This window comes from Amycolatopsis sp. NPDC058278 (assembly GCF_042881395.1).
GTDB lineage: Bacteria > Actinomycetota > Actinomycetes > Mycobacteriales > Pseudonocardiaceae > Amycolatopsis.
This window is the reverse complement of sequence record NZ_JBHVXZ010000017.1, coordinates 90591-113831: the sequence shown is the minus strand read 5'-3', so window position 1 is coordinate 113831 and position 23241 is coordinate 90591. Positions and strand designations below refer to the sequence as shown.

At 70.8% G+C, this 23241-nt stretch carries 23 protein-coding genes and 2 pseudogenes; 18 read left to right on the top strand and 7 right to left on the bottom strand.

Features of this window, described 5'->3' with window-relative positions:
- Positions 1-223: 223 nt before the first annotated feature.
- Positions 224-642, top strand: a pseudogene (locus ACFVYA_RS11760) (transposase); the annotation flags it as partial.
- Positions 643-690: 48 nt separating this feature from the next.
- Here the strand turns inward: ACFVYA_RS11760 and ACFVYA_RS11755 are convergent.
- Both ACFVYA_RS11755 and ACFVYA_RS11750 read right to left on the bottom strand, forming a co-directional pair.
- On the bottom strand, positions 691-1410 hold the full coding sequence (locus tag ACFVYA_RS11755; protein ID WP_387044629.1) for a cold-shock protein: 720 nt from the start codon (positions 1408-1410) through the stop codon (positions 691-693).
- A gap of 30 nt (positions 1411-1440) precedes the next feature.
- Positions 1441-1638: pseudogene (locus tag ACFVYA_RS11750) on the bottom strand (cold-shock protein); the annotation flags it as partial.
- Positions 1639-1800: 162 nt separating this feature from the next.
- Here ACFVYA_RS11750 and ACFVYA_RS11745 point away from each other — a divergent pair.
- The gene (locus tag ACFVYA_RS11745; RefSeq protein WP_387044626.1) at positions 1801-2934 is read left to right on the top strand and encodes a serine hydrolase domain-containing protein; all 1134 of its coding nucleotides are present in this window, start codon (positions 1801-1803) and stop codon (positions 2932-2934) included.
- Here ACFVYA_RS11745 and ACFVYA_RS11740 read toward each other — a convergent pair.
- Positions 2931-3956, bottom strand: a complete 1026-nt coding sequence (locus ACFVYA_RS11740) for an acyl-CoA dehydrogenase family protein (RefSeq protein ID WP_387044625.1) — start codon at positions 3954-3956, stop codon at positions 2931-2933. The two genes, ACFVYA_RS11745 and ACFVYA_RS11740, sit on opposite strands and share 4 nt — an antisense overlap.
- Positions 3957-3964: 8 nt before the next feature.
- On the bottom strand, positions 3965-5128 hold the full coding sequence (locus ACFVYA_RS11735; RefSeq protein WP_387044624.1) for an acyl-CoA dehydrogenase family protein: 1164 nt from the start codon (positions 5126-5128) through the stop codon (positions 3965-3967).
- A 103-nt stretch (positions 5129-5231) separates the two neighbouring features.
- Here ACFVYA_RS11735 and ACFVYA_RS11730 point away from each other — a divergent pair, with 103 nt between their 5' ends.
- From ACFVYA_RS11730 to ACFVYA_RS11670, 13 genes are all read left to right on the top strand, one after another.
- Entirely contained in the window at positions 5232-5423 is a 192-nt protein-coding gene (locus tag ACFVYA_RS11730; RefSeq protein ID WP_387044623.1) for a ferredoxin, read from the top strand.
- 82 nt (positions 5424-5505) lie between these two features.
- Positions 5506-6363, top strand: a complete 858-nt coding sequence (locus ACFVYA_RS11725; RefSeq protein WP_387044622.1) for a 3-oxoacyl-ACP reductase — start codon at positions 5506-5508, stop codon at positions 6361-6363.
- The gene (locus ACFVYA_RS11720; RefSeq protein WP_387044621.1) at positions 6360-7118 is read left to right on the top strand and encodes a glucose 1-dehydrogenase; all 759 of its coding nucleotides are present in this window, start codon (positions 6360-6362) and stop codon (positions 7116-7118) included. The genes ACFVYA_RS11725 and ACFVYA_RS11720 overlap by 4 nt, the downstream gene beginning before the upstream one ends.
- A gap of 195 nt (positions 7119-7313) precedes the next feature.
- Positions 7314-8102: an ABC transporter permease gene (locus ACFVYA_RS11715; RefSeq protein ID WP_013224299.1), complete on the top strand. Its 789-nt coding sequence runs from the start codon at positions 7314-7316 to the stop codon at positions 8100-8102.
- Positions 8102-8950: an ABC transporter permease gene (locus ACFVYA_RS11710; RefSeq protein WP_285989703.1), complete on the top strand. Its 849-nt coding sequence runs from the start codon at positions 8102-8104 to the stop codon at positions 8948-8950. The genes ACFVYA_RS11715 and ACFVYA_RS11710 overlap by 1 nt, the downstream gene beginning before the upstream one ends.
- A complete protein-coding gene (locus ACFVYA_RS11705; RefSeq protein WP_387044620.1) occupies positions 8947-10281 on the top strand; it encodes an MCE family protein in 1335 nt (444 codons plus the stop codon). The genes ACFVYA_RS11710 and ACFVYA_RS11705 overlap by 4 nt, the downstream gene beginning before the upstream one ends.
- Positions 10278-11315, top strand: coding sequence for an MCE family protein (locus tag ACFVYA_RS11700; protein WP_387044619.1), 1038 nt, complete (start codon positions 10278-10280; stop codon positions 11313-11315). Before ACFVYA_RS11705 ends, ACFVYA_RS11700 begins: the two co-directional genes overlap by 4 nt.
- Positions 11312-12343 carry an MCE family protein gene (locus ACFVYA_RS11695; RefSeq protein WP_285989706.1) on the top strand — a complete coding sequence of 344 codons (1032 nt, stop codon included), beginning with the start codon at positions 11312-11314 and terminating at the stop codon, positions 12341-12343. Before ACFVYA_RS11700 ends, ACFVYA_RS11695 begins: the two co-directional genes overlap by 4 nt.
- Complete coding sequence (locus tag ACFVYA_RS11690; RefSeq protein ID WP_285989707.1) at positions 12340-13533, top strand: MCE family protein; 1194 nt, start codon at positions 12340-12342, stop codon at positions 13531-13533. The genes ACFVYA_RS11695 and ACFVYA_RS11690 overlap by 4 nt, the downstream gene beginning before the upstream one ends.
- On the top strand, positions 13530-14693 hold the full coding sequence (locus ACFVYA_RS11685) for an MCE family protein (protein WP_387044618.1): 1164 nt from the start codon (positions 13530-13532) through the stop codon (positions 14691-14693). The genes ACFVYA_RS11690 and ACFVYA_RS11685 overlap by 4 nt, the downstream gene beginning before the upstream one ends.
- Positions 14690-15919, top strand: coding sequence for an MCE family protein (locus ACFVYA_RS11680; RefSeq protein WP_387044617.1), 1230 nt, complete (start codon positions 14690-14692; stop codon positions 15917-15919). Before ACFVYA_RS11685 ends, ACFVYA_RS11680 begins: the two co-directional genes overlap by 4 nt.
- Positions 15916-16404, top strand: coding sequence for a hypothetical protein (locus ACFVYA_RS11675; RefSeq protein ID WP_387044616.1), 489 nt, complete (start codon positions 15916-15918; stop codon positions 16402-16404). Before ACFVYA_RS11680 ends, ACFVYA_RS11675 begins: the two co-directional genes overlap by 4 nt.
- Positions 16401-16883, top strand: coding sequence for a hypothetical protein (locus ACFVYA_RS11670; protein WP_387044615.1), 483 nt, complete (start codon positions 16401-16403; stop codon positions 16881-16883). Before ACFVYA_RS11675 ends, ACFVYA_RS11670 begins: the two co-directional genes overlap by 4 nt.
- Before the next feature lie 5 nt (positions 16884-16888).
- Here the strand turns inward: ACFVYA_RS11670 and ACFVYA_RS11665 are convergent, their stop codons facing one another.
- Together ACFVYA_RS11665 and ACFVYA_RS11660 are read right to left on the bottom strand one after the other, a co-directional pair.
- Positions 16889-18001: a DUF4037 domain-containing protein gene (locus ACFVYA_RS11665; RefSeq protein WP_387044614.1), complete on the bottom strand. Its 1113-nt coding sequence runs from the start codon at positions 17999-18001 to the stop codon at positions 16889-16891.
- 2 nt (positions 18002-18003) lie between these two features.
- The gene (locus tag ACFVYA_RS11660) at positions 18004-18483 is read right to left on the bottom strand and encodes a hypothetical protein (protein WP_387044613.1); all 480 of its coding nucleotides are present in this window, start codon (positions 18481-18483) and stop codon (positions 18004-18006) included.
- A gap of 63 nt (positions 18484-18546) precedes the next feature.
- On the opposite strand from ACFVYA_RS11660, the gene ACFVYA_RS11655 reads away from it, so the two are divergent.
- From ACFVYA_RS11655 to ACFVYA_RS11645, 3 genes are all read left to right on the top strand, one after another.
- Positions 18547-19788, top strand: a complete 1242-nt coding sequence (locus ACFVYA_RS11655; protein ID WP_285989713.1) for an aminotransferase class I/II-fold pyridoxal phosphate-dependent enzyme — start codon at positions 18547-18549, stop codon at positions 19786-19788.
- 116 nt (positions 19789-19904) lie between these two features.
- A complete protein-coding gene (locus ACFVYA_RS11650; protein ID WP_387044612.1) occupies positions 19905-20882 on the top strand; it encodes a ferritin-like domain-containing protein in 978 nt (325 codons plus the stop codon).
- Between the two features lie 65 nt (positions 20883-20947).
- A complete protein-coding gene (locus ACFVYA_RS11645) occupies positions 20948-22054 on the top strand; it encodes an FAD-dependent oxidoreductase (RefSeq protein ID WP_387044611.1) in 1107 nt (368 codons plus the stop codon).
- Positions 22055-22146: 92 nt separating this feature from the next.
- On the opposite strand, the gene ACFVYA_RS11640 is transcribed toward ACFVYA_RS11645, so the two are convergent.
- Positions 22147-23196, bottom strand: a complete 1050-nt coding sequence (locus ACFVYA_RS11640) for a LacI family DNA-binding transcriptional regulator (RefSeq protein ID WP_387044610.1) — start codon at positions 23194-23196, stop codon at positions 22147-22149.
- Positions 23197-23241 lie beyond the last annotated feature (45 nt).

The window sequence follows — 23241 nt, the reverse complement described above, 5'->3', positions numbered from 1 at the left end:
TGCCATTCGGTCGTCGGACGTGGTCACCGGTCGAGCATCGATGGCCGGCACCCACGTTACGACGAGACCTACCCAGCGGTGGCCGTGTCCCTATCCAGCGGTCCCTCGATGCCACCAGACCCGGTGACACCACCCCCCGGATCATGCGTGCGACTGGGGGCGTAAGTCATGCCGGGCCTGGTGACCACAGCTCCTTGATCAGGAACTACGAAAAAGGTAACGGGGCGAGCTGACCGGTCGCAGCCCCACTGACCGGGGTAAAGCCGGCTCCAGTACCACGTTCTGTGCGACGCGAACGGGCTACCGCTGCACATCATGTTGTCGGCGGCAAACACCCATGACAGCATGCTGTTCGAGCCGCTGCTGGACACGAACCCGACCGTGCGCGGCCACCACGGCCGGGCGGGCCGGCCACGATGCCGACCGGACAAGCTGCACGCCGACAAGGGCTACGACTACCGCCGCTACCTGACCCGCCGCGGTATCAAGGTCCGTATCGCCCGGCGCGGGATTGAGGGCAAGTCCCGCCTCGGCCGGGTCCGCTGGGTCGTCGAACGCACCATCTCCTGGCTGCTGCGGTTCAAACGCCTCGGGCTGCGCTACGAACGCCGCGTTGCTGACGGCACCATCGACGGGGGATGAACGAGCACTCTCGTCGGGAAGTGATCAGCCATCGGTGGGGCCGCCTCTTCAGAGGCGTTCGATGCGGTCGGCCTGCGGGCCCCGGTCGCTCTGACGCACCGTGTACCGGACCCGGTCACCCTTCTGCAGCGGCTCCGACCCCATGATCACGGACGCGTGGGCGAAGAGATCGTCGCCGCCTGCGTCCGGGGTGATGAAGCCGAAGCCGCGGTCGCCGTCGTAGCGCGCGACGACGCCCTCGCCGCCTCGTACGGGCACGTCCCGCGCCGCCGGCCCTGCGGCCGCGGCAGGTGCCGACCGCTGCGGCGCCGTCTGGGGCTCGGCGCCCCGGACCAGGTGCACGTCGCGGGCCTGCGGGCCCTTGTCTCCACTAGCCACCTCGTAGGCGACGCGATCGCCCTCCGCGAGCCACGTCAGCCCCTCGGCCAAGGCCCGGGCGTGAACGAAGACGTCCCCGGCGCCGGAGTCGGGGTTGATGAAGCCGAAGCCCTTGTCCTCGTCGTACCAGGCCACCGTGCCGTCGGCACCGTCCGCGATACCAGCCGCAGCGGGTGAGCCGGCCCCTGCTCCCAGCGGGATCACGTGCCCGGCCTGCGGGCCGCGCTCGCCTTCGACGATCAGGAAGGCCACCCGCTGCCCCTCGGTGACCACGCCGCCGGTCACGATGGCGGAGCTGTGCACGAAGATGTCGGCGCCGCCGCCGTCCGGCGACGCGAAGCCGTACCCCTTGCCCGGCTCGTACCAGTTGATGGTGCCGAGCAGGCCCACGGCGCTGCCGGTGGCCGCATCGGCGGTGACGCGAACGTGCAGCGCCTGGGGCCCGCGGTCGTTCTCGCCGACCTCGAACACGACGGCCTGACCCTCGCGGAGCATTTTCGCGCCGCTGTCCCCGACGATCTCGGAGGCGTGCACGAACACGTCCGGCGAGCCGTCCTCGGGCGCGAGGAAGCCGAAACCCCGTTCGGCGTCGAACCAACGGACGGTCCCTTGCGGCATCAAAGGCTCCAGGTCGAGAGGGCGGGCAATGGCCCCCAGTCTCTCTGACAGACCTCCGGTCCGTCAGGCCGGGCCCCACAGGCGGGCGGTGCGGAGCCACGGGCGGGCCGTTGGTTCACCTAGCGACACGCCGAGTTTTGAGACCAGGTCTAAGGTTCCGACATGGCCTCGCTGACCGAACTGCTGACCCGCCACCTCGGCGACCTGCCGGGCGCGGTGGCGCTCGTGGCCCGCGGCGAGCAGGTCGAAGCCGCGGCCGCCGGCTCGGCCGACGCCGGGGGCACCGTGCCGATGGCGCGCGACTCGCTGTTCCGCATCGCGTCGCTGACCAAGCCGATCGTGGCCGCGGCGACCCTGCTGCTCGTCGACGACGGCGAGCTGACCCTGGACGACCCGATCTCGCGGTGGCTGCCGGAGCTGGCTTCGCCGGTGGTCGTCCGGACGCCGGACGGCCCGGTCGACGACGTCGTGCCGGCCGCCCGCCCGATCACGGTGGCCGACCTGCTCACCTTCCGCTGCGGGTACGGCCTCGCCGAGGACATGACGCTGCCCGCGGTCGACCTGCTCCTGCAGGTGCTGGGCCACCCGGCGGCGTCCCCGCGGGCGCTGTCGCCGGACGAGTGGCTGGCGGCGCTGGCGCAGGTGCCGCTGCTGCACCAGCCCGGGGAGGCGTGGCTCTACGACACCGGCTCGGACCTGCAGGGCGTGCTGATCGCCCGGGTCGCCGGCCGCCCGCTGCCGGAGTTCCTGGCGGAGCGGTTGTTCGAGCCGCTCGGCATGGCCGACACCGGGTTCACCGTGCCGACCGCGGCGCTCGGGCGGTTCACCAGCGCCTACCGCCGCGGCGAAGGGGGACTGCGGCTGATCGACTCGCCCGAGGGCCGGTGGAGCGCGCCGCCGCCGTTCCCGTCCGGGGCCGGCGGGCTCGTCTCGACGGCCGACGACCTGCTGGCCTTCGCGCGGTTCCTGCGCGACGAGGGCACGGCGGGCAGCCACCGCCTGCTGACGCCGGAGTCGGTCCACCGGATGACCACCGACCACCTGACGCCGGCCCAGCGGTCCGCGGGCCGGCCGTTCCTGCACGGCCAGGGCTGGGGCTTCGGCGGCTCGGTCGATGTCGACGCGAAGGAACCCTGGGAGGTCCCGGGCCGCTTCGGCTGGGTCGGCGGCGCGGGAACGGCGCTGCACCTGATCCCGGCGACGGGCACGGTCTCGGTGCTGCTGACCCAGGTCGAGCTGACCAGCCCCGAGCCCACCCCGCTGATGAAGGAGTTCTGGACCTACGCGGCGAGCTAGCTGGGGCGCGCGAGGAGGTCGCCCAGGGCGAGGAGCTGGTGGGTGGCCGCGCCGAGCTGGAACTCCAGGCGCTTCGCCGCCGCGAAGTAGCGGTGCACCACGTGATCCACGTCGATGCCGACGCCGCCGTGGACGTGCACCGCCGTGTGGGCCACCCGGTGGCCCGCTTCCGCCGCCCAGAACTTCGCCGTCGCCACCGCAGCCGAGACGTCCGGGACGTCCGCGGTCAGCTGCCACGCCGCCTGCTGCGTCGTCAGGCGAACCGCTTCGACGTCCAGGTACGCGTCCGCCAGCCGCTGGCGGACCGCCTGGAACCCGCCGATCACGTGGTCGAACTGCTTCCGCTCGGCCGCGTACGCCGCCGTCAGCTCAAGCGCCCGCTCGACCACGCCGAGCTGCTGGGCGCACACCCCGACCGTCCCGCGAAGGCGCAGCCACTCGCCGATGTCGCCCAGCGACACCCCGGGCACGTCGGCCAGCTCCACCAGGCCGGCGTCCGCGTGGTCGACCGTCTGCTGCGGCCGCACCGAGACCCCGGCCGCGGCCGCGTCGACCAGGAAGACCTCGTCCGCGGCGGCGACCAGGAACCCGTGCGCGAACGCCGCGAACGGCACCGCCGTCTGCGCACCGGACACCCGGCCGTCCGACGCCGTGAACCCGGACAGGGCCACGGCCAGGACGCGCTCGCCGCGCAGCACCGGCAGCACCCAGCGGTCGACCAGCTCGGGCGGCCCGAACTCCGCCACCGCCGACGCCGCCATCGTGATCGACGAGAGATAGGGGACCGCCGCCACCGCGCGGCCGATCTCGGTCAGCACCGCGCACTGCTCGAGCAGCCCGAACCCGCCGCCCCCGAGCGACGACGGGAGCGCCGCGTCCAGCACGCCAGCCTGGCCCAGCGCCGTCCACGCCACCGTGTCGAAGCCGCCGGTGCCGTGCGGGTCGTGGGTGGCCTTGTCGGCCAGCAGCCGCCGGGTCAGCGCGGCGAGGTCGGCCGACGCTTCGGAAGGGGTGAAGTCCATGGTCGCTCCTAGCGCGTGACGGGCAGGCCGAGGGCGGTGGCGGCGATCATGTCCCGCTGGATCTCGTTGGTGCCGCCGCCGAAGGTGAGGATCAGCGCCGACCGGTGCAGCCGCTCGATCCGCCCGGCCAGCAGCGCCCCCGGCGAGCCTTCGCGGACGACGGCGGCCGCGCCGAGCACCTCCATCAGCAGCCGGTAGGCCTCGATCGCGAACTCCGTGCCGAACACCTTCGTCGCCGACGCCTCGGCCGGGCCGAGCTCGCTGGCCGCGGCCGCCCAGGCGATCCGCCAGTTCCGCAGCTTCAGGTACTCCGCACCCGCGTGCACCCGCGCGAGGTGCACCCGCACCCATTCGTGGTCGATGACCCCGGTCTCCTTGGCCCACGCCGTGACGTCGGCCAGGGCCTTGCGGATCGGCGCCGACGACGTCAGCGCGACGCGCTCGTGGTTGAGCTGGTTGGTGATCAGCGGCCAGCCCGCGTTCTCCTCGGCGACGCGCGCCGACACCGGCACGCGCACGCTGTCGTAGTACGTCGCGCTGGTGCCCGCGCCGGCCACGGTGTGCACCTTGGTCCAGGAAAAGCCGTCGGCGGACGTCGGCACGATGAGGATCGACAGCCCGCGGTGCTTCTTCGCATCCGGATCGGTCCGGACCGCGAGCCAGACGTAGTCGGCGTACTCGATCAGGCTGGTCCACATCTTCTGGCCGGTGACGACGTACTCGTCGCCGTCGCGCTCGGCGCGCGTCCGCAGCGACGCCAGGTCGGTGCCGGCCTCCGGCTCGGAGTAGCCGATCGAGAAGTGCAGCTCGCCCGCGGCGATCTTCGGCAGGTAGAACGCCTTCTGTTCTTCGGTGCCGTAACGCATGATCGTCGGGCCCACGGTGTTGACCGTGAGGAACGGGACCGGCACCCCGGCGACGGCCGCTTCGTCGGTGAAGACGAGCTGGTCGAGCATCGACCGGGCCTGGCCGCCGTACTCCTTCGGCCAGCCCAGCGCGAGCCAGCCGTCCTTGCCCAGCTGCCGCACGATCTCCTTGTACGCCAGGCCATCGCCGTACTCGCCGCCGCCCGAGCGGAGGCCCGCACGCCGTTCGGGCGTCATCAGCTCGGCGAAGTACTCCCGAAGCTCGGCCGCCAGCGCGCGCTGCTGGAGCGTGTAGTCGATCCGCACCCGTCACCTCCACCCGGTCCGGCTCGTTGTGGTGCCGTACCGGCTCCCGGCGTTACAGTAGAACCTGTTCTAGTTGTACCAGGGCTCGAGCGGCGGAGGAAGCATGGAGATCGGCGTCGACCGGCAGCTGTGCGAGGCGAACGCGGTGTGCGTGGGGCTCGCCCCGGACGTCTTCGACCTCGATGACGAGGAAGAACTGGTGATCCAGCCGGGCCCGGTGCCGGCCGACCAGGTAGAACGTGTTGCGAGTGCGGTCAAGGGCTGCCCCAAGAACGCGCTGTTCATCGCCAGTTAGCACTGTTCACTCAGGGCTTGCCCTGAACGAGAACAGATTCTACTGTAGGCGCGACATCCAGGACTCGACGAGGAGGTCCGCGGTGAGCTTGACCGGCAGGACGGCGATCGTCACGGGCGCTGCCGCGGGACTGGGCCGGGCCGAAGCGCTCGCGCTCGCCGCCCAGGGTGCCACGGTCGTCGTCAACGACATCGGCGAGCCGAAGGACGTCGTCGCCGAGATCGAGGCGGCCGGCGGCAAGGCCGTCGCGGTCGCGGGCGACGTCGGCGAACGGGCCACGGCCGACGCGCTCACCGAGGCCGCACTCGACCTCGGCGGGCTCGACATCGTGGTCAACAACGCGGGCGTGCTGCGCGACAAGATGCTGTTCTCGATGTCCGACGACGACTGGGACACCGTGCTGCGCGTGCACCTGCGCGGCCACTTCCTGTTGTCGCGCAACGCCGCGAAGCACTGGCGCGACAAGTCCAAAGCGGACGGCGCGCCGGTGTACGGGCGGCTGGTCAACACCGCGTCCGAGGCGTTCCTCATCGGCTCGCCGGGCCAGCCCAACTACGCGGCGGCGAAGGCGGGCATCACCGCGCTCACCATGTCGGCCGCCCGCGGCCTGGCCAAGTACGGCGTCCGCGCCAACGCGATCTGCCCTCGCGCGCGGACGGCGATGACCGAGGGCGTGTTCGGCGCCGCTCCTGCCGACGGCGCCGATCCGCTCTCGGTCGAGCACGTCGCCCCCTTCGTCGCCTACCTCGCTTCGCCCGCGGCCGAGCACGTCAACGGCCAGGTGTTCGTCGTGCACGGCGGCACGGTCGCGCTGGTCGAGGCCCCGAGGATCGAGCAGCGCTGGAAGCTCGACGAGCTCGAGACGTCTCTCACCACCTACTTCGCCGACCGCGACCCCGGCCGGATGTTCGCCGCCACCGAGATCCTGGGAGAGTCATGAGGCTGGACGGGAAGATCGCCCTGATCACCGGCGCCGCGCGCGGGCAGGGCGAGGCCGCCGCCCGCGCGTTCGTCGCCGAAGGTGCCAAGGTGGTGATCGCCGACATCCTCGACGACGAGGGCAAGCAGCTGGCCGCCGACCTCGGCGAGCAGGCCGTCTACCAGCACCTCGACGTCGGCGACGAGGACGGCTGGACCGCCGCCGTCGAGCGCGCGACCACGGAGTTCGGCACGCCGAACGTGCTGGTCAACAACGCCGGCATCCTGCACTTCTCGGAGCTCGCGCAGACGACGCTGGCCGATTACGAACGCGTGATCCGGGTGAACCAGATCGGGGCGTTTCTCGGGATGCGCTCGGTCGTTGAACCGATGACCGCCGCCGGCGGTGGCTCCATCGTCAACGTGTCCTCTGTGGAGGGTCTGGCCGGGATGCCCTACCTCGTCGCCTACACCGCGAGCAAGTTCGCGATCCGCGGGATGACCAAGGTCGCGGCGATGGAGCTCGGCAAGAAGCACATCCGCGTCAACTCGGTGCACCCCGGGGCGATCGACACCAAGATGGTCGAGACCGCGGTGGGCGGGCAGAAAGTCGACATGTCGTACGTGGGGAAGAAGGTCGCCCTGCGGCGGGTCGGGCAGCCCGAAGACATCGCCAAGCTGGTGCTGTTCCTGGCCAGCGACGAGAGCGCGTACTGCACGGGCGCCGAGTTCGTCGCGGACGGCGGGGCGACGGCGACGCACGCCCTCAACTTCTGAAGGAGAACTGCCGAAGAGTTTGAGTGAACACCGCTAACGAAAAGCGGTAACCGGGTGTGGAGAAGACTTGAGGCTTATTCGGGCTAGCCCGGCGTGCCCCGCGCTGAGACAGGCTGATAAGCAGCAGAGTGGTGCGCCGGGCGACGGCTGAATAAGCCTCACCCGGAGGTCAACGGCGATCTACTGGGAGGTGTGGTGAGCGGAGGCACTGGCACGCTCCCGGGAACCGCGGCCCTGACCCAGGTCGGCCGGCTCGCGACGCTCTCCTGGGAAGTCCTGCGCGCGATCTTCAAGCGACCCTTCCAGGCCCGCGAGTGGATCCAGCAGTGCTGGTTCTTCGCCAGCGTCACGATCCTCCCGACGGCCCTGGTCGCCATCCCGTTCGGCGCGGTGATCGCGCTGCAGCTCGGCTCGCTCACCGCGCAGATCGGCGCCCAGTCGTTCACCGGCGCGGCCAGCGCCCTGGCCATCGTGCAGCAGGCCAGCCCGCTGATCACCGCGCTGCTCGTCGCGGGCGCCGGCGGCAGCGCGGTCTGCGCGGACATCGGCGCGCGCAAGATCCGCGAAGAGATCGACGCCATGGAAGTCCTCGGCGTCAACCCGATCCAGCGGCTCATCGTGCCGCGGGTGCTCGCCGCGATGGTCGTTTCGGTGCTGCTGAACGGCTTGGTCAGCGTGGTCGGCGTCCTCGGCGGCTACTTCTTCAACGTCGTCCTGCAGGGCGGCACCCCCGGCGCGTACCTGGCCAGCTTCAACGCCCTCGCCCAGGTGCCGGACCTGTGGGTCAGCGAGATCAAGGCGCTGCTGTACGGCTTCGTCGCCGGGGTCGTCGCCGCGTTCCGCGGGCTGAACCCGGCGGGCGGCCCGAAGGGCGTCGGCGACGCCGTCAACCAGGCCGTCGTGATCACGTTCCTGCTGCTGTTCCTGATCAACGTCGTGCTCACCGCGATCTACCTGCGGATCGTCCCGCCGAAGGCGATGTGATGACCGCCGAACCCCTGGACGCCGACCGGACGCTCGAGTACATCGCGCGCCCGGGTCAGAGCCTGGAGGGGCTCGGCAAGCAGCTGGCGTTCGCCGCGAAAGCGCTCGCCTGGTCGCCGCGCACCATCCGCCGCTACAGCCGGGAGACGCTGCGGCTGCTCACCGAGGTCTGCTTCGGCACCGGCGGCCTCGCGGTCATCGGCGGCACGCTCGGCGTGATGATCGGGATGACGCTGTTCACCGGGCTCATCGTCGGCCTGCAGGGCTACTCGGCACTGAACCAGCTCGGCACGGCCGCGCTCACCGGGTTCATCTCCGCCTACTTCAACACCCGCGAAGTCGCGCCCCTGTCGGCCGGGCTGGCGCTGTCGGCGACCGTCGGCTGCGGCTTCACCGCCCAGCTCGGCGCGATGCGGATCTCCGAGGAGATCGACGCGCTGGAAGTCATGGGCGTGCCGAGCATGCCGTACCTGGTGACGACCCGCGTGCTCGCCGGGGTCGCCGCGGTGATCCCGCTGTACGCCGTCGGCCTGCTCTCGAGCTACCTCGCGTCGCGGCAGATCACCATCTGGCTCTACGGCCAGTCCGCGGGCACCTACGACCACTACTTCACGCTCTTCTTGCCACCCGGCGACGTCCTCTGGTCGTTCGGGAAGGTGATCGTGTTCAGCGTGCTCGTGATCCTGTCCCATTGTTACTACGGCTTCAACGCCGGCGGCGGCCCGGCCGGCGTCGGCATCGCGGTCGGCCGCGCGGTGCGGACGTCGATCGTGCTGATCTCGGTGCTGGACTTCTTCCTGTCCCTGGCGATCTGGGGCGCGAACACCACGGTGAGGATTTCGGGATGAGGCGCGAGCTCTGGCAGCGGCTCCGGTACCAGGTGCTGGGGCTCGTCTTCCTGCTCGTCGCCGCCCTGTTCATCGCGCTCACCCTCGCCGTCTACCACAAGGCGTTCACGCCGGTGACGCTGGTGAAGCTCGAAACCGACCGCGTCGGCAGCCAGCTGCGCACCGGCGGCGACGTCAAGGTCCGCGGCATGCTCGTCGGCGAGGTCCGGTCGGTGCTGGCGAAGGGCGACCACGCCGAGCTGGAGCTGGCCCTCGACCCGGACAAGACGGCCGTCATCCCGGCGAACGTGTCCGCGCGGCTGCTGCCGAAGACGCTCTTCGGCGAGCGGTACGTCGCCCTGCAGCTGCCGGAGAAGAAGGAACGCCCGATCAAAGCGGGCGACGTCATCCCGCAGGACCGCAGCAGCGCCGCGATCGAGCTGCAGAAGGTCCTCGACGACGTGATGCCGCTGCTGCAGGCCGTCCAGCCGGAGAAGCTGTCGAGTACGCTCACCGCGGTGGCGACCGCGCTCGACGGCCGCGGCAAGCAGCTCGGCGAGACCCTGGCCGGGCTGTCGGACTACCTCGGCAAGCTCAACCCGTCGCTGCCCGACGTCAAGGCCGACATCACCGGGCTCGCCAACGTCGCGAACACCTACGACAAGGCGGCGCCGGACCTGCTGCAGGCCCTGTCCGACCTGACGACCACTAGCCGGACGATCGTCGACCAGCGCGCGCAGCTGGCCGACCTCTACGCCACGGTCACCGCGGCTTCGGTCGATCTCACGAATTTCCTGCAGGTCAACAAGGACAACCTGATCCGGCTCACGACCGCGATCCAGCCAACACTGGATGTCCTCGCCAAGTACGCGCCCGAGTACCCGTGCCTGATGCGGCAGCTCGCCGAGTCGGTGCCGCGGGCGGAACTGGCGTTCGGCAAGGGCACCGCGCACCCCGAGGTCAGCCGGGTGACCATCGAGTTCGCCGCCAGCCGCGGCAAGTACCTCCCCGGCGTCGACGAACCGAAGTACGAGGACAAGCGCGGCCCGCGCTGCTACCCGACCGTGCCGAAGCCCGGAGTCTGGCCGCAGTACCCGCCCGACGGCGCCATCAAGGACGGCTCCAGCAAGCCGGCGCCGCCGAAGAACCCGCCCGAGAAGCTGCCCGGCCCGATCACCGCGGGCGGCGGGGCCGTCGGCGGGGACGGCACGATCGTCGGCTCGGCCTACGAGAACGACCTGATCGACCTGCTCGCGTCACCCGCGCTCGGCACTTCGCCCGGGAACGTGCCCGGTTGGGCCGGCCTGCTCGTCGGGCCGCTCTACCGCGGGGCGGAGGTGGAGCTGAAGTGAGGAGTTTCGTCCCGTCCCTGATCAAACTCGCGGTGTTCGCCGTCGTCACCGTGCTGTTCACCGGGATCCTCGCGGCCACCATCGCGAACACCAACTTCGGCGAGACGTCGGGGTATCTCGCGAAGTTCACCGACGCGTCCGGGCTCAAGGAAGGCGACGACGTCCGCATCGCCGGCGTCAAGGTCGGCCAGGTCGACACGATCGAAGTGGTCGAGGGCGAGCGGAACCTCGCCGAGGTGCGGTTCGACGTCGAGCACGCCTACCGGCTGCCGGAGACGGTGACCGCGACGATCAAGTACCGCAACCTGGTCGGCCAGCGCTACCTCGCGCTCGGCACCGACGTCCCCGGGGACAAGGCGTTGCCCGAAGGCGGCACGATCCCGCCGGAGCGCACGAAACCCGCGTTGAACCTCACTGTGCTGTTCAACGGCTTCAAGCCGCTGTTCAAGGCGCTGAGCCCGAAGGACGTCAACCAGCTCTCGGCCGAAATCATCAGCGTCTTCCAGGGCGAGGGCGGCACGATCACCAGCCTGCTGCGGCACACCGCGTCCCTGACGACGGCGATCGCGAGCAAGGACCAGGTGATCGGCCAGGTCATCGCGAACCTCAACACCGTGCTCGGCACGGTCAACGCCCACGGCTCGCAGCTCGGCGACCTCATCGAGCAGACGCAGAAGCTGGTCAGCGGGCTGGCCGAGCAGCGCAAGCCGATCGGCGACGCGGTCAGCGCGCTCGGCGACCTCGCGGTGTCCACGACGGGCCTGCTCGCCGACGCCCGCCCGGCGTTGAAGGACGACGTGGCTCAGCTCGGCGTGCTGTCGCAGAACCTCGGCGACTCCGGCGAGCTGCTCAACCACCTCCTCGAGGTGCTGCCGGGCAACCTGCAGAAGTTCACCCGGACGTTGAGCTACGGCAGCTGGTTCAACTACTACCTGTGCGGGATCACCGGCACCATCGGCATTTCCTCGCTCGACATCACCCTGCCGATCATCCCCATTCCCGGTACGCAGCGGGCGGAGAGGTGTGGTCCGTGAAGCCGCTGAAGGAACGCAACCAGGCCATGGTCGGTGCGGTCGCGCTCGTGCTGATCGTGCTCGTCACGGCCACCACGTACTTCTCCGACCAGCTGCCGTTCTTCGGCAACGGCACCACGTATTCGGCGTACTTCGGCGAGTCCGCCGGGCTGGCGGCGGACAACGAGGTCGAGGTCGCCGGCGTCAAGGTCGGCACGGTGTCGTCGGTGAAGCTGGCGGGCAAGCAGGTCCTGGTCAAGTTCCGCGTCAAGGACGTCCGGGTCGGCGACGCGACGACGGCGTCGATCGAGATCAAGACGCTGCTGGGGGAGAAGTACCTCGCCCTCGACCCGAAGGGCGGCGGCGCGCAGGAGCCGGACGACACCATCCCGCAGGCCCGCACGCGCACGCCATTCCAGCTGCAGGACGCCTTCGAGCAGCTCTCGACGACGGTCGGGGACATCGACACGAAACAGCTCGCCGACAGCTTCAACGCGTTGTCCGACAGCCTCAAGGACAGCCCGCAGTACCTCAAGGACACGCTGAACGGGCTGTCGTCGCTGGCGAAGACAGTGTCCTCACGCGACGGTGATCTGCACACGTTGCTGGCCAACACGAGCCAGGTCTCGAAGACGCTGTCCGACCGCAACGCCCAGCTGCAGCGCGTGATCAGCGACGGCAACCTGCTGCTCACCGAGCTGCAGAACCGCAAGAAAGCGATCAACGCGCTGCTCGTCGGGACGCAGCAGCTGTCGGCCCAGCTCACCGGGCTCGTCCAGGACAACCGCGAGCAGCTCAAGCCGACGCTGGAGAAGCTCGGGAAGGTGACCGACATCCTGCAGCGCAACCAGGGCAACCTCGACAAGAGCCTGCAGCTGATGGCGCCGTTCGCCCGCGTCGGCGCGAACGCCACCGGCAACGGCCGCTGGTTCGAGGGCTACCTGTGCGGGCTGCTGCCGCCGACGATCACCGTGGGCGGGCTGCACATCAACCCCGAAGGCTGCACCCCGCCGATCGCGGCGCCGAACCAGGGGGTGGGCCGCCGATGACCATCCACACGTCCCGCGGCCGCAGCCTGGTGACCTGGCTGGCGTTCGCCTGCATCCTCGCGCTGATCGTCACCGCCGGGCTCTACCTGGTGTTCCGGTCTTCGAACGGCACCAAGCTTTCCGCGTACTTCGGCAAGACCGTCGGGCTGTACGCCGGTTCGTCGGTGCGGGTGCTCGGCGTGCCGGTCGGCGAGGTCACCGACGTCACGCCCGAGGGTGACGCGGTCCGCGTGGACATGCGGGTCGACGACGTGCCGCTGCCGGCCGGCGTCGGTGCCGTCGTCGTCGCGCCGAGCCTGGTCAGCGACCGGTACGTCCAGCTGACTCCGGCCTACGACAGCGGACCTGTCCTCGCTTCGGGCACGGTTCTCGCGAAAGACCGGACTGCGACTCCGGTCGAGCTGGACGACCTGTACTCGAGCCTCGACAAGCTGTCGACGGCGCTGGGCCCGAACGGCGCCAACTCCGATGGCGCGCTGTCCGGCGTGCTCGACACCGCCGCGAACACGCTGAAGGGCAACGGTGCTTCGCTGAACTCGACCGTCGGGCAGCTGGCCGAGCTCGCCAAGACCCTCGACGGCTCGAAGGACGACCTGTTCTCGACCGTGCAGAACCTGAACTCCTTCACCGGTGCCCTGGCGCAGAGCGACCAGCAGCTCAACGAGTTCTACGGCCGCGTCGCCGACGTCAGCCGGTTCCTCGCCGCCGATTCGAACGACGTCGGCGCGGCGCTGCAGTCGCTCGGCGGCGCGCTCGGCGACGTCCAGCAGTTCGTCAACGACAACAAGACGGCGCTGGAATCCAATGTGGACAAACTGGCGTCGCTGTCGAAGGTGCTGGTCGACCAGCGCGCCGCGCTCGCCGAGGTGCTCGACATCGCGCCGACCGGCGCCACGAACTTCATCAACTCCTACGACGCGGCGTCGGGCACCATCGCCGTCCGCGACAACCTCAACGAGCTGACCAACCCGCCGATCCTCACCGTGTGCCGGCTCATCAGCGCGGGTACGCCGAAGGAAATCCCCGACACCCTGGGGAACATCTGCAAGCAGCTGGCCCCGATCCTCGACGGCGCGCTGAAGCTGCCGACGATCCCGCAGGTGCTCAACTCCCTGCAGAACGGCGAACTCCCACCGTTGCCGCTCCCGCTCGTCGACGTGATGCAGCAGCTCTCGGGGGGTGCGAAGTGAAGGGGCGCCGTCGGATCGCCGGCGCGCTCGCCGGGGTGCTCGTGCTGGCCGGCTGCAGCGACGGCGGGTTCAACGGCCTCTACGGCACGCCGCTGCCGGGCGGGGCCGACGTCGGCGACCACCCGTACCACGTCACCGCGCTGTTCACCGACGTGCTCGACCTGGTGCCGCAATCCAGCGTCAAGGTCAACGACGTCGCGGTCGGGCGCGTCGACAAGATCACGCTGACGCCGGACACGCGGTCGGCGCTGGTGTCGATGACGGTCAACGGCGACATCGCGCTGCCCGCCAACGCCCGCGCCGAGCTGAAGCAGTCGAGTCTCCTGGGCGAGAAGTTCGTCGAGCTGAGCGTGCCCACGGCCGAGCCGGCGTCGGGGAAGCTCGCCGACGGCGGGCAGATCCCGCTCGGGCGCACCAACCGCAACCCCGAGGTCGAGGAGGTGCTCGGCGCGCTTTCGCTGCTGCTCAACGGCGGCGGCGTCGAGCAGATCCAGAAGATCAGCCACGAGCTCAACGACGCTCTGTCGGGCAACGAGCCGGAGATCCGCGCGCTGCTGTCCCGGGTGGACGAGCTGGCGACCCAGCTCGACGGGCACAAGACCGAGATCCTCCGCGCGATCGACGGTCTCGCGAAGCTGTCGCACACCTTGACGGGCCAGACGCAGAACCTGACGAACGCGCTGGACAACCTCGCACCGGGCCTGAAGGTCGTCACCGACCAGCGCGACCAGCTCGTGGGCATGCTGAACGCGCTCACCACGTTGTCCGGCGTCGCGGTGGACACCGTGACGAAGAGCCGCGACCAGCTCGTCGCGAACCTCAAGGCCCTGCAGCCGACGCTGGCGAAACTCGGCGAGGCCGGCCAGAACCTGCCGAACGCGCTGCAGATCCTGCTCACCTACCCGTTCCCGGACTACGCGGGCAACGTGATCAAGGGCGACTACGCGAACGTCGAGGCGAACGTGAACCTCGACCTCGACACGCTGATCTCGAACTTCACGAACTCGTCGCAGCCGCCGATCGCCCTGCCGCAGGGGATCGGCGGGCAGGAGACCCCGGTCGCGCCGCCGCTGCCGCTGCCCGACCTGGGTTCGGTCCCGCCGGCGGCCGGCCCCGGCCTCCTGGGCGGGCTCCTCGGCCTGATCGGGGGCGGCCGGTGACCCGCAAGATCCGGATCCAGCTGTTCGCGTTCGTCGTCATCGCGGTGGTTTCGGTCGTCTACGCCGGCGGCCGGTACGCCGGGCTGGACCGGCTCTTCGGCAACCGCGGTTACGTCGTCACCGCGCAGCTGACCGACTCCGGCGGCATCTTCGTCAACTCCGAGGTCGCCTACCGCGGGGTCACGGTCGGGCGGGTGACGTCGATGACGCTCACCGAGCACGGCGTCGACGTCGCCCTCGACATCGACTCCGGCGCCCCGGACATCCCGGCCGACGCGCACGCGCAGGTGGCGAACCGGTCGGCGGTGGGGGAGCAGTTCGTGGACCTGCTGCCGCAACACAACGGCGGCCCGTTCCTGGCGGACGGCTCGGTGATCACGGCGGACAAGACGTCGCTGCCGCCGTCGCCGGACACCGTGCTCACCCACCTCGACGACCTCGTCGCCAGCGTGCACCCGGATTCGCTGCGGACGGTCGTCGACGAGACGTACAACGCGTTCGCGGGCGCGGGGCCGGAACTGCAGCAGCTCCTGGACAGCACGGGGTCGTTGACGGCGGTGGCCGCGCAGTACGTGCCGCAGACGCAGGGGCTGCTGGCGAACTCGCGGATCGTGCTCGGCACCCAGGAGCGCCAGGCGGCGAACATCACCGACTTCGCTGCCGGTTTGAAGACGATCGCCGGGCAGCTCAAGAAGTCCGATCCGGACCTGCGGCGGGTGATCGCGCAGGCACCGCAGCTGAGCCGGCAGATCAGCGACGTGCTCGCCGCGTCCGGTACCGATCTGGGGGTGCTGTTCGCCAACCTGCTGACCACGGCGCAGATCACGACGTCCCGGAAGGACTCGATCGAAGAGCTGCTGGTCGCGTACCCGATCATTTCGGCGTTCTCGCCGTCGACGTCCCCGGACGGCACCGGTCACCTGGGCGTGGTGTTCAACTTCTTCGACCCGGCTTCGTGCACGAAGGGGTACGAGGGGACGAAGCAGCGTCCGGCGAACGACGAGTCCGAAGCACCGGTCAACGTCAACGCCTACTGCGCCGAGCCGCCGGGCAGCCCGACCGGGGTGCGCGGGGCGCAGAACGCGCCTTACGCGGGGAAACCGCCCGCGATCCCGGCCGCGCCGCAACAGCAGGCCGCGTCGGCTCCTCAGCAGCTGCCCGGGATGCTGAGCCTGCTCACCGGGCCGTCGGCGGGCGGGCTGGGCCGGTTGCTGGGCGCGCCGTGAAGCTGCGTCTCCTGGTCGTGTTGGCGGTCTTGTCGGTCTTGGCTGCCGCGTTCTCGGGCTGGTCCTGGTGGCGCGCGGCGGCCGACGATTCGTTCGCCCGTGGCCGCGAGCGCGACGCGGTGCTGGCCGCGGCCGGTCCCCAGCTGGTCACGTTGAACACGATCGACTACCGCACGGCGGCGGCGGACGTGGACCGCTGGATCGCGGCGACGACGGGGCAGTACGGAAAGGACCTGGCCGGCGACCGCCAGCTGCAGATCGACCGGGCCGCCACGGCTCGCACGGTGTCCACGGCGTCCTTGGTCCAGGCGGCGGTGACGGAGATCGACCCTTCTCGCGGGGCCGCGCGGCTCTTGGCGGTACTGGACGTCCGCGTGTCGACGGGCGGTGCCCCCGCGGCACCGCGCTTGAACCGGCTGACGGTGGACGTGTCCCGGTCCCCGGACGGCTGGAAGATCGCCGGGGTCCAGGCGGCGGGCTCATGACCCGGGTGCTGGTTCTGGTGGTGGCCCTCGCCCTGGGCTGCACGGCGTGGTTCGGCATCGAAGCGGCATCGCTGTCCCCGGGCGACAATCAGGCTTTGGTGGACCTCTCGGCCACCTCCGACGTTTCGGCCCAGGTCAGTGCCGCGGTGAAGGCGGTGTTTTCGTACGACTACGCGAACCTCCCCCGCACGGAGCGGGCGGCTTCGGACGTCCTGACGGGCGACGCGGTCCGGCAGTACCAGGCCCAGTTCGCTTCGGCCCGAACCCGCGCGACGGCGGAGAAGCTGACCCGCACGACAACGGTCCGGGCGATCGGGGTCCGGTCGTTGCGGGGCGACGACGCATCGCTGTTGTTGTTCCTGGACCAGCAGACGGTGGCTCAAGGTGGCGGAGCGCCGACGTCCTCGGTGGCCCAGCTGGCGGTGACGGCGAAGCGGGTGGACGGCCGCTGGAAACTGGCGACCCTGACGGCGCTCTGATCCGCTCAGGTGCCGGGCTCGGAACCCGGGGGAGCCAGTGCGGCGGTGACCCTGCGAGCCGCCGCGCGGTCGCCGAGCAGATCGGTGTTGTCGGAGAATTGGTCGACCGCCCCGGTGCGCGGCCACGCGCGAAGTGTGGGGTCGGTCAAGGTGCCGAGGAGCGCCTGGCTGAACCGGTCCGCGTGCAGCACCTGGAACGGCCGGTCGTGGTAGGGGCGGGTGGCGGGGTCGAGCGGCTCGGTCAGGCCGAGCCGGTTGTGCAGCTCGGCGACGGCCGTGTAGGCCATCGCGAGGTGGTCTTCCCGTTCGGGCCAGGTGGTGGCCGCGAGTGCCGCGGTCAGCGCCGGGGAAACGGTGGCCGCGAACGGAAGCCGGGCGAAGGCGCTGCCGAGCCATTTGCCGTAGGGCGGGTAGCGGCGGTGCATCAGCAGGCTCAGGCGCATGAGGTCGCGGACCAGGCGGCCGGCGACGACGGCCGAGCCGAGTTCGTCACCGACTTCTCCGCACCGTCCGACGAACGCCTCTTCCTGGGAGAGCCGCTGCCACTGGCAGGCCAGGAGGTAGCGCCAGACCTGCTCCGGGTACCAGCCGAGGTGGGAGCGAACCGTGGTGAGTTCACCGGTTCGGTCGTGGAAGACCGCGCCGGCGGTGAGCTCGGCGAGGGCCTGGGTGGGGGTCGCGAGCCAGTCGAGCGTGGTGATGGCGTGGCGTGGATCGAATCCCAGGTGCCGGGGCAGCCAGGCGTCGAGGCTGGTGACGTCGACGCGGTGGAAGACCGGTCCGTCGGTGACCACCATGTGGCGCACGTGCTCGTTCTCGGTGGGCCCGAAGTTGGTGGGGTAGCCGTAGAAGGTCTTGGGCAGCTCGTCGCTCAGCGCCGAGACGACGTCCTGGGCGTACCGCTCGCTGTCGTCGCGGCTCAGGAACAGCTGCAGGCGCGGTCCCCATTCGTGATCGGCGGATCGAGCGGTGTCGAAGCCGAGGACCTCCGAACCGGTGCCGATCCGCGCGGCCGTGTGGGACAGCTCCCCGAAGCGCGCGTCGAGCACCGGCCGGACCGCCTCGTGGTAGAAGCGGCGGGACAGTTCCAGGCCGGGGACGAACGAGTCGCGGGACATCCTCAACCGTCCCACACCGTCGCGCCCTGGCGGAGAACCTCCACATCGGACCGCTCGGTCACCGGCCACAGCTCCACCACGTACCGGTAGTGCTCCCCGTACTCGTGGTCGTTCCAGTCGACCGCCGGCGGGCCGGCCGGCACGTACGAAACCCGCGCCCGGTAAAGCCCCGGTAGCACCGAAAAGTACTTCTCCTGCGACGGGTAGTCGGCCGGCCCGGAAATGACCAGCCGGCCGCTCGGAACCGGAAGGTCCGCTTCCACCACGTGCTCGGCGTCGGCCGCCAAGACCGGCGGCGAGGGCGCCAGCGTCACCGAAGACTCCACCAGATCGGACCGCGCCGTGGCGATCGCGAGCCCGCCGGGCTCCACCCCGATCCGGTGACACTCCACCGCGACCGGAGTCCACCCGCTGCCCGTCAACCGGGAGCGGGAGTCCCGCACCGAGAACTGGCGCTGGTCGGCGTGGACGACGAGTTGCACACGAACCACCCTAGCCAGGACCCGCCCCGAAATGGTATCGACGGCGGGTTTAGCGTTGAGGCCATGACCACTGCTTCCGTCGACGTCGACACGGCCCGCAGCGACTACGCGGCCCTGGTCGGCCGAGGCCTCTCCCTGGACATCACCCGCGGCAAGCCGTCCCCCGAGCAGCTCGATCTCTCGAACGCGCTGCTCGGCCTCCCGGGCGACGGCACCTTCAAGGCCGAGGACGGCACCGACGTCCGCAACTACGGCGGCCTCAACGGCCTGCCGGAGCTGCGCCGCATCTTCGCCCCCGCGCTGCAGGTGCCCGCCGGGCAGCTGCTCGCCGCCGGCAACTCGAGCCTCGAGCTGATGCACGACGCCGTCGTCCAGGCCCTGCTGAGCAAGCTGCCCGGCGCCGAGCGCCGCTGGGCCGACGAGCCGCAGGTCAAGTTCCTCGCCCCGGTCCCGGGCTACGACCGCCACTTCGCGCTCACCCAGCGCTTCGGCATCGAGCTCGTCGGAGTCGCGATGACCGACGAGGGCCCCGACATGGACGTCGTCGAAACGCTGGTCGCCGAGGACGCGAGCGTCAAGGGCATCTGGTGCGTCCCCAAGTACAGCAACCCCACCGGTGTCACGTTCAGTGACGACGTGGTGAAGCGGCTCGCCACCATGCGCACCGCGGCGCCGGACTTCCGGATCTTCTGGGACAACGCCTACGCCGTGCACCACCTCACCGACGACGAGCCGGAGCTGGCCGACCTGCTGGCCCTGGCCACCGAGGCCGGCCACGCCGACCGCGTCTTCGTCTTCGGCTCCACCTCGAAGATCACCCTCGCCGGGGCCGGCGTCGGCTTCTTCGGCGCGTCCGAGGCCAACCTCGCCTGGTGGACCGGCAACACCGGCAAGCGCACCATCGGCCCGGACAAGGTCAACCAGCTGCGGCACGCGCACTTCCTCAAGGACGAAGACGGCGTGCGTGCCCACATGCGCAAGCACGCCGAGATCATCGGCCCGAAGTTCGCGGCCGTCGACCGCATCCTCACCGAGGAGCTGGCGGACCTGGCGTCCTGGACGAAGCCGACCGGCGGGTACTTCATCACCCTGACCGTCCCCCAGGGCACCGCGAAGGAGGTCGTGCGGCTGGCCAAGGAGGCCGGTGTCGCGCTGACCCCCGCCGGGGCGACCCACCCGCACGGCAACGACCCGGACGACGCCGTGATCCGGATCGCGCCGACCTTCCCGAAGCTCGCCGAGGTCGAAGAGGCCGTCCGCGCGCTGGCGGTGTGCGTCCGGCTCGCCGTCGCCCAACGCGGCTGACCTGGGAAAACCGAAGTCGATCAAAATTTTTCCCGTTTTGACCGAGCCGGGGGGCGCCGGGGTACGTATGACCGGTGGGTGAGGTGGACGAACTCGTCACGAGAGGACGTCCCCCGGTGTTCGGAAAACGCTACACAGAGCAGCTGATCGAGCGCAGCGCGGAGAACGCGACCGACCGCCGCCGCTTCCTCAAGGCTGCGGGAGCGGCGGGGCTCGGCGTCGCGGGTGCCGGTGCGCTCGGCACGGCGCTGTCGCTGGGCCTCGGCTCGGCTGGTGCCACGCAGCAGTACGGTGCGCAGGGAGGTGACAAGGGCAAGGAGGCAGCGAGCGATGCCGCCGTGCTGAACTTCGCGCTGAACCTCGAGTACCTCGAGGCGAACCTGTACTCGTTCGCCGTCTACGGCTACGGGCTGAACGAGAAGTACGTCAACGGGGTCGGCAACCTCGGCAAGGTCTCCGGCGGGCACGCGGTGCAGTTCAAGAGCGAACACACCAAGCAGATCGTCCAGGAGATCGCCGGCGACGAGGTCGCGCACGTGGCCTTCCTGCGCAAGGCGCTCGACAAGGCGGCCGTCGCGCAGCCGGAAATCGACTTCCAGAACAGCTTCACCGCGGCCATGCAGGCCGCGGGGGTGATCAAGCAGGGCCAGACGTTCGACCCGTTCGGCAGCGAGAACAACTTCCTGCTCGCCGCCTACCTGTTCGAGGACGTCGGCGTGTCGGCCTACAAGGGCGCGGCGCCGCTGGTGAACAACAAGACGTTCCTCGACGCGGCGGCGGGCATCCTCGCGGTCGAGGCGTACCACGCGGGCATCGTGCGGTCGGCGTTGTTCGAGCGCGGCCTCGGCGACATCACCAACAAGATGTCCGACGCCCGCGACAGTCTCGACGGCAAGGCCGACGACGACGAAGGCGTCATCAAGGACGGCAAGGCGAACCTCGTCCCGGCCGACGCCAACGGCATCGCGTTCGGACGCTCCGCGGAGCGCGTGCTCAACATCGCCTACCTGAACCCGGACAAGGTGTCCTCGGGTGGCTTCTACCCGCGCGGCCTGAACGGCGACATCGCCACCAGTGGTGCGAAGGAGAAGTAGGCACCGCGTGCCGCCGTCACGGTAACGTCGACGACGGCGGCACGCGGAGTCGAGGGGGGCGCGAAGTGCGGGTACTGGTCGCGGGTGGCGGGATCGCCGGCACGGTCACGGCGATGGCGCTGAAGCTCGCCGGGCACGAACCCGTCGTGTTCGAGGCCTACCCCGCGGGTGGGGACGACATCGGCGCGTTCCTCACGATCATGCACAACGGCATGGACGCCCTGCGCGCCATCGGCGCCGACGGGCCCGTGATCGACGCGTCCTTCGCCGCCTACGGTGTGGAGCTCGTCGCCCCGACGGGGGAGACCGTCGGGCGGCGCGAGTTCGACACCGAAGGTCTCGACGAGCCGCGCACCCTGACCCGAGCGGCGCTCTACGGCGTCCTGCAGGACGAGGCCGCGCGCCGCGGTGTCCCGCTGGAGCGCGGTCACCGGCTGGTGCGCGCGACGCCGGGCGCCGGCGGCGTCACGGCGGAGTTCACCGACGGCACCACCGCGACCGGCGACGTCCTCGTCGGCGCGGACGGGGTGCGTTCGGTCGTCCGGCGGCTGATCGACCCGGCCGCCGACGAGCCCCGCTACACCGGGCTGACCGTCGTGTACGGCTACACGCGCGCGGGCGGGCTGCCCGCGGCGCCGGGGATCTACCGGATGATCCGCGGCAGCCGGGCGGCCTTCGGGTTCACCACGGACCCGGCCGGAGCGACCTTCTGGTTCGCCCGCATCCCGGACGCCGAGCGGCCCCGCGAGGAGATCGCCGCGGTCACCCCGGCGGGCTGGCGCGAGTTCGCGCACGCGGCGTTCGACGGCGACCCGTTGCCCTGCGCGGAAATCATCGCCGCCACCGGCGACGAGGTCTTCGGCGGCCACTCCTACGACGTCCCGGAGACGCGGGTGTGGTCGACACCCGAGATGGTCCTCACCGGGGACGCCGCCCACGCCGCGTCCCCGGCCGCCGGCCAGGGCGCGTCGATGGCGCTGGAGGACAGCGTCGTCCTGGCGCAGTGCCTGCGCGACGTCCCGGACCCGGCGTCGGCGTTCGCCGCGTACGAGGCGCGGCGGCGCGAGCGGGTGGAGAAGCTGGTGGCGGCGAGCGCGGGCCAGGACGTCGGCGAAGAAAGCGGCTGGCTGTACTCGCACCACATCGACTGGGAAGCGAAGATCACCGCCTAGCGCGCGCCCGGCTTCGAGCGCGCCAATGGGCGCGTTGGACGCGCCCGAGGTGGCCTTCGGTGCGTTGAACGCACCCAGGGCCACGAGCGGAATCAGCGCGGCGGGCGGGAGCCGCAGGAGTCGCGGACCACCAGCTTCGTCGGCAGCAGCACCGGTTCCGGTGCCGTCGCGTTCTCGAGCATCGCCAGCAGCGCGCCGGCCGCCGCCGTGCCGAAGCCCGGCTTGTCCTGGGCCACCGTCGTCAGCGCCGGGTCGACCAGGGACGCCACCTCGATGTCGTCGAACCCCACCACGGCCAGGTCCGCCGGCACGCGCAGCCCGGCCGCGCGGGCCGCCAGCAGCGCGCCGACCGCCATCTCGTCGCTGGCCGCGAACACCGCCGTCGGCGGCTCCTTGCGGGCCAGCAGCCGCCGCATGCCGACGAAGCCGCTCTCGCGGTAGAAGTCGCCGCCGATCACGAGATCCTCCGACACCGGCAGCCCGGCGTCGGCCAGCCCGCGCCGGTACCCCTCGGTGCGTGCCGTGGCCGGCGCGTTGCCGCGGGGACCGGTGATCGTCGCGATCCGGCGGTGCCCGAGGGCGGCCAGGTGCCGGACGGCTTCCGCCGCGCCGCCCGCGTTGTCCGAGGTCACGTGGGTGGCCCGCGGTCCGGACAGGGGGACGTCGAGTGCGACGCACGGCAGCCCGGACTGGGCGAACGCGGTGAACGCGTCGGCGTCCGTCCCGCTGTCGATGAGCACCAGCCCGGCCAGGTGGTGCCGGCGGGTCATGCTCACGTAGCCGACCGGGTCGGCCAGCGACACGCCCGGGTTGCGGTCGCGGGCGTCGTCGCTCGTCGCGAGCATCAGCAGGTGGTAGCCGTGCGAGCTCAACGCGGATTTGAGGCCCAGCAACAGGTCCTGCAGGAACGGGTGCCGCCAGCCGGGTCGCCGGTGATCGGTGTCCCAGACCAGCCCGACCATCGCCGACTGCTGCCGCGACAGCGCGCGTGCCGACTCGTTCGGCGAGAAATCGAGCTCCCGCGCCACGCGTTCGACGCGCTCGCGCGTCGTCGCGCTGACCGTGGCGGGGCGGTTGAACACCCGCGACACGGTGGCGACGGAAACCCCGCAGAGCTGTGCGACCTCGCGCGCGGTGACCATGGCGTTCTCCGTTCTTGTAACCGGTTACATCTGTAGCACACGACC